Below are 4,414 nucleotides of genomic sequence, written 5' to 3'. Positions count from 1 at the left end.
CACCTGCGTGGTGTTGGCCGTTCCGCCCAGGTCGGGGGTGCGCGGGCCGCTCCTGAGCACCTCTTCGATGGCCGCCACGATGGCATCGTGTGCCTGGCGGCCCGCGCCCTGCCCCTGGGTGAGGAAGTCCAGCATCAGCGCGCCCGACCAGATCATGGCAATGGGGTTGGCGATGTTCTTGCCGTAGATGTCGGGCGCCGAGCCGTGCACGGGCTCGAACAGGCTGGGGAAGGCGCGCTCAGGGTTCAGGTTGGCCGAGGGGGCGAGGCCGATGGTGCCCGTGGTGGCCGGGCCTAGGTCCGAAAGGATGTCGCCAAACAGGTTGGTGGCCGCCACCACGTCAAAGCGGCCTGGCTGCAGCACGAAGCGCGCCGTGAGGATGTCGATGTGCTGCTTGTCGAGCGTCACCTCGGGGTAGGCCTTGGCCACGTCGTCGGCACGCTGGTCCCACCAGGGCATGCTGATGGCGATGCCGTTGCTCTTGGTGGCCAGGGTCACGTGCTTGCGCGCACGGCTCTGGGCCAGATCGAAGGCGAACTTCAGCAGGCGGTTGGCGCCGTGGCGCGAATAGACCGATTCCTGGATCACGATCTCGCGGTCGGTGCCCTCGTACATGATGCCGCCCAGCGACGTGTATTCGCCCTCGGTGTTCTCGCGCACCACGTAGTAGTCGATGTCGCCGGGCTTGCGGCCGGCCAGCGGGCAGGGCACGCCCTCAAACAATCGCACGGGGCGCAGGTTGATGTACTGGTCGAACTCGCGGCGGAACTTGAGCAGCGATCCCCACAGCGAGACGTGGTCGGGCACGCTGGCCGGCCAGCCCACGGCCCCGAAGAGGATGGCGTCCATGCCCGACAGTTGCGCTTTCCAGTCGTCGGGCATCATTTTTCCGTGGGCCGCGTAGTAGTCGCAGCTGGCCCACCCGATGGTGGTGGTCTCCAGCACGATGCCAAAGCGCCGGGCGGCGGCCTGCACGGCGCGCAGGCCTTCGGGCATGACTTCCTTGCCGATGCCGTCGCCGGGAATGACGGCGATCCTGAAAGAAGAGGGGCTGTTGTTCATGCGGAATCCTTGAAGGGTGAGGAAGTGGGTTGAAGGCGTTGATCCATCGGCCAGGTGCAAGCGCCGGGGTGTCGGCGGCGGCGTCCGCCTGGCGTGGCGGCGATTGCACCGCGCCCGCTGCATGGGCAGCGTGGCCCGTGCGTCGCCCGCCGTGGCATTGGGCTGCATTGTTCGGCTGTCTACCTAAAAATACAATGCGGCAACTGTGCTCTCATTCTTCACAAATCGTGCATAAATCTCCAGCCACCGAAGACCTGCGGGTGTTCACCGTCGTGGTGCGCAAGGCCAGCTTCGGCGAAGCGGCGACCGAGCTCGGCGCCTCGCCCGCGTACGTTAGCAAGCGCATCCGGCTGCTGGAGCAGGAACTGGGCGTGAAGCTCCTGCACCGCACCACGCGCCGCGTGGCCGTGACCGAGGAGGGCGAGCGTGTCTTTCAGTGGGCGCAGCGCATCCTCGACGACATGGACCAGCTCCTGCAAGAGGTTGCCGTCACCCGCCGTGAGCCGCGCGGACAACTGCGGGTGAGCAGCAGTTTTGGCTTTGGCCGCCAGATCGTGGCCCCCGCCATGTCGCGGCTGGTCGCGCAGCATGCCGGCTTGCAGGTACGGCTTGAAGTGTTCGATCGGCTGGTGGATGTGGCGGGCGAGGGGTTCGATCTGGACGTGCGCGTGGGCGACGAGATCGCGCCGCATCTGATCGCACGGCGGCTGGCCGACAACCACCGTGTGCTGTGCGCCGCCCCCGCCTACCTGGCACGCCATGGCAGCCCGCGCACGCTGGCCGACCTGCCAGGGCACGACTGTCTGGTGATCAAGGAACGCGACCACCCTTTTGGCGTGTGGCGGCTGCGCGGCGGGGCGATGGATGAGACGGTGAAGGTGCGGGGGCCGCTGTCGGCCAACAACGGCGAGATGGTGGTGCAGTGGGCCGTGGATGGGCGCGGCATCGCGCTGCGCTCGCTGTGGGATGTGGGGGCGCACCTGCGCGCGGGGCGGCTGGTGCAGGTGCTGCCCGACTGGCGACAGGAGGCCAACGTGTGGGCGGTGTACCCCACGCGGCTCGATCGCTCAGCCAAGGTGCGGGTGTGCGTCGAATTTCTCGAAGCGTATTTTCGACAGGAGTGGGAGCGCTTGCGGGGCTGAAGCCGTCTGGGGGAGAGCGCTGCGGCTACGGCATTTGCCGGGGGTCTGGGCGCTGCGATTCGCCGCGGGCGCTCGGCAGGCGTCGGCAGTCCTCGATGGCGATTCTCTGCGTGGGCGCAGTGGTCGTCCGGCGCCCGTCAAAGCGCATACGCAAGGCGGGTTTGCCGAAAGCCGGTGCGGCCCGTGGCACCCCCGGCGTTGTCAAAAAAAAAGAGTGACCAGCGCGTTCTTGGCGAGCGCTGGCCACTCTTGTGGGGACGGGCTGCCGGGCGCTGCCCTGCGCGGTGGTCAGCCCGCCAGGGCTGCCTTCACGGCCGCCGATACCTGGCCCATGTCTGCCTTGCCGGCCAGGCGGGTCTTGACCACGCCCATGACCTTGCCCATGTCGCCGGGGCCCGCAGCGCCCAGTTCGGCCACGATGGCCTTCACGGCGGCCAGGGTTTCTTCGGGCGACATGCGCTCGGGCAGGTAGGCCTGCAGCACGGCCATTTCGGACTTTTCCTTGTCGGCCAGGTCCTGGCGGCCAGCACCTTCAAACGCCGTGATCGAATCCTTGCGCTGCTTGATGAGCTTGTCCACGATGGCAACGATGGCCACGTCGTCCAGCACGATGCGCTCGTCCACTTCCTTTTGCTTCATCGCGGCCTGCAGCAGGCGGATGGTGCCCAGGCGCTCGCTGTCCTTGGCGCGCATGGCGGTCTTCATGTCTTCGGTGATCTGGTCCTTGAGGCTCATGGCGGCTTCCTTTTTTGGTTTCAGACTGGGACGGAGGGTTTGCACAAAGCCCCTCTGGCTAGGCGCCAACGCCGCAGGCAGCAGTGCTGCTACGACAAGGCGTTGCAATGACGCCAGAGGGGCTTTGTGCAGGCCCGAAAAAACAAAAACCCGCGCTTGGCGTCCCTAGCGCGGGTTCTGGGACCCAAGCAGGCTTGGGGTCCGGAAGATCAGTACATCTTCTTGGGCAGTTGCATGCTGCGAACGCGCTTGTAGTGGCGCTTCACGGCGGCCGCCTTCTTGCGCTTGCGCTCAGCGGTGGGCTTCTCGTAGAACTCACGGGCGCGCAGGTCGGTCAGCAGGCCGAGCTTTTCAATGGTGCGCTTGAAGCGGCGCAGGGCAACGTCAAAGGGTTCGTTTTCTTTTACGCGGATCGTAGTCATTAGCTAATGTTTTCCAAAATTTTGCCCGCAGAGGGTCTTGGGGAGATCGGGCCTCAAGACCATACGTGGCGGTTTCCCCGTCTGTAACTAGTATTTGGCCGACGGGGCATTGCCAGCGAAGCCCGACATTATAGCGGTTCGGCACTGCCAAGCAAGCCTTTTCCAGAGGCTGGCCCTTCGTGCCAGGCGCGCGAGTCTGCGGGGGCGTGGCTGCGCTCGTGCAGGCCATAGTCGCGCAGCACGGCCGCCACGCGCAGCCGGTATTCTGCAAACACGCCCGCACGGCCCGCCACCTGGGCCTGGCGGTGCGCGGGCAGGGTGCGCCAGCGGGCCACGGCCTCTTCGTCACGCCAGAAGCTCAAAGACAGCAGCTTGCCGGGCGTGGACAGGCTTTCGAAGCGCTCGACGGAGATGAAACCATCCATGGCCTCTAGCCGCTCGCGCAGTCCGGCGGCGAGGTGGAGGTATGCCGGGCGCCCTTCGGCGCTGGGTTGTACCTCGAAGATCACGGCGATCATGGCCGGGCCTCTGGCGCGTTCGCAGCGGCGGGCTGGGCCGGGCGCCACAGGGTGCCAGTCACCGCCTCCGTGAAGGTGCGCCGCTCGCGCACGATGAAGCGCTGCTGCTGCGCCCACTCGAAATTGGCGCGGCCCTCGCTGTCGGCGCGAAGGCGCGCCCGGTAGGCCTCGTAGGCCGCCAGGCTGTCAAAGGCGATCAGGCCCCAGGCTTCGTCATTGGTGCCCTCGCTGGGCAGGAAGTAGCCGACCAGATGGCCGCCGCAACGGGGAATGATGCGGCCCCAGGCCTCGGCGTAAGTGCGGAAGGCTTCGCGCTGGAACGGGTCGATTTCATAGCGGATGAAGCAGGTGATGAGCATGGCGTTCAGCAGGGTTGGTTGCAAGGAGTCCATCGTGCTCCGCACCGGGCGGTGGATGCTTCGCCCCGGAACGAAGCAACGCGGCCATCGCTGCGGCACACTGCGGGCATGAACACCAACCAGATCGCGCACATCGCCGCCCTCGTGGGCGAGCCCGCCCGCACGGCGATGCTGCT

At 66.6% G+C, this 4,414-nt stretch carries 6 protein-coding genes; 1 reads left to right on the top strand and 5 read right to left on the bottom strand.

Going from position 1 to position 4,414, the window contains the following annotated elements; genetic code table 11:
* Window positions 1-1,062 (bottom strand): tartrate dehydrogenase (locus ACDELDRAFT_RS19585; RefSeq protein ID WP_005799783.1); only part of this gene is annotated, 1,062 nt, incomplete at its 3' end.
* Between the two features lie 227 nt (window positions 1,063-1,289).
* Here ACDELDRAFT_RS19585 and ACDELDRAFT_RS19580 point away from each other — a divergent pair.
* Entirely contained in the window at window positions 1,290-2,204 is a 915-nt protein-coding gene (locus tag ACDELDRAFT_RS19580) for a LysR substrate-binding domain-containing protein (RefSeq protein WP_232504814.1), read from the top strand.
* 288 nt (window positions 2,205-2,492) lie between these two features.
* On the opposite strand, the gene ACDELDRAFT_RS19575 is transcribed toward ACDELDRAFT_RS19580, so the two are convergent.
* The 4 genes from ACDELDRAFT_RS19575 to ACDELDRAFT_RS19560 all read right to left on the bottom strand — a co-directional run bounded on the left by ACDELDRAFT_RS19575 (window position 2,493) and on the right by ACDELDRAFT_RS19560 (window position 4,238).
* Complete coding sequence (locus ACDELDRAFT_RS19575) at window positions 2,493-2,939, bottom strand: GatB/YqeY domain-containing protein (RefSeq protein WP_005799781.1); 447 nt, start codon at window positions 2,937-2,939, stop codon at window positions 2,493-2,495.
* 209 nt (window positions 2,940-3,148) lie between these two features.
* Window positions 3,149-3,361: a 30S ribosomal protein S21 gene (gene rpsU, locus ACDELDRAFT_RS19570; protein ID WP_005799779.1), complete on the bottom strand. Its 213-nt coding sequence runs from the start codon at window positions 3,359-3,361 to the stop codon at window positions 3,149-3,151.
* A 128-nt stretch (window positions 3,362-3,489) separates the two neighbouring features.
* A complete protein-coding gene (locus ACDELDRAFT_RS19565) occupies window positions 3,490-3,879 on the bottom strand; it encodes an antibiotic biosynthesis monooxygenase family protein (protein ID WP_005799775.1) in 390 nt (129 codons plus the stop codon).
* Entirely contained in the window at window positions 3,876-4,238 is a 363-nt protein-coding gene (locus ACDELDRAFT_RS19560) for an NIPSNAP family protein (RefSeq protein ID WP_040329972.1), read from the bottom strand. The genes ACDELDRAFT_RS19565 and ACDELDRAFT_RS19560 overlap by 4 nt, the downstream gene beginning before the upstream one ends.
* Window positions 4,239-4,414 lie beyond the last annotated feature (176 nt).

It is taken from the genome of Acidovorax delafieldii 2AN, assembly GCF_000175235.1.
Taxonomy (GTDB): domain Bacteria; phylum Pseudomonadota; class Gammaproteobacteria; order Burkholderiales; family Burkholderiaceae_C; genus Acidovorax; species Acidovorax delafieldii_B.
This window is presented reverse-complemented; position numbering and strand designations above follow the sequence as displayed.

Coding starts and splice junctions, on each gene's coding strand:
- ACDELDRAFT_RS19575 (WP_005799781.1), bottom strand. CDS start 2,939: ATGAGCCTCAAGGACCAGATCACCGAAGACATGAAGACCGCCATGCGC.
- rpsU (WP_005799779.1), bottom strand. CDS start 3,361: ATGACTACGATCCGCGTAAAAGAAAACGAACCCTTTGACGTTGCCCTG.
- ACDELDRAFT_RS19565 (WP_005799775.1), bottom strand. CDS start 3,879: ATGATCGCCGTGATCTTCGAGGTACAACCCAGCGCCGAAGGGCGCCCG.
- ACDELDRAFT_RS19560 (WP_040329972.1), bottom strand. CDS start 4,238: ATGCTCATCACCTGCTTCATCCGCTATGAAATCGACCCGTTCCAGCGC.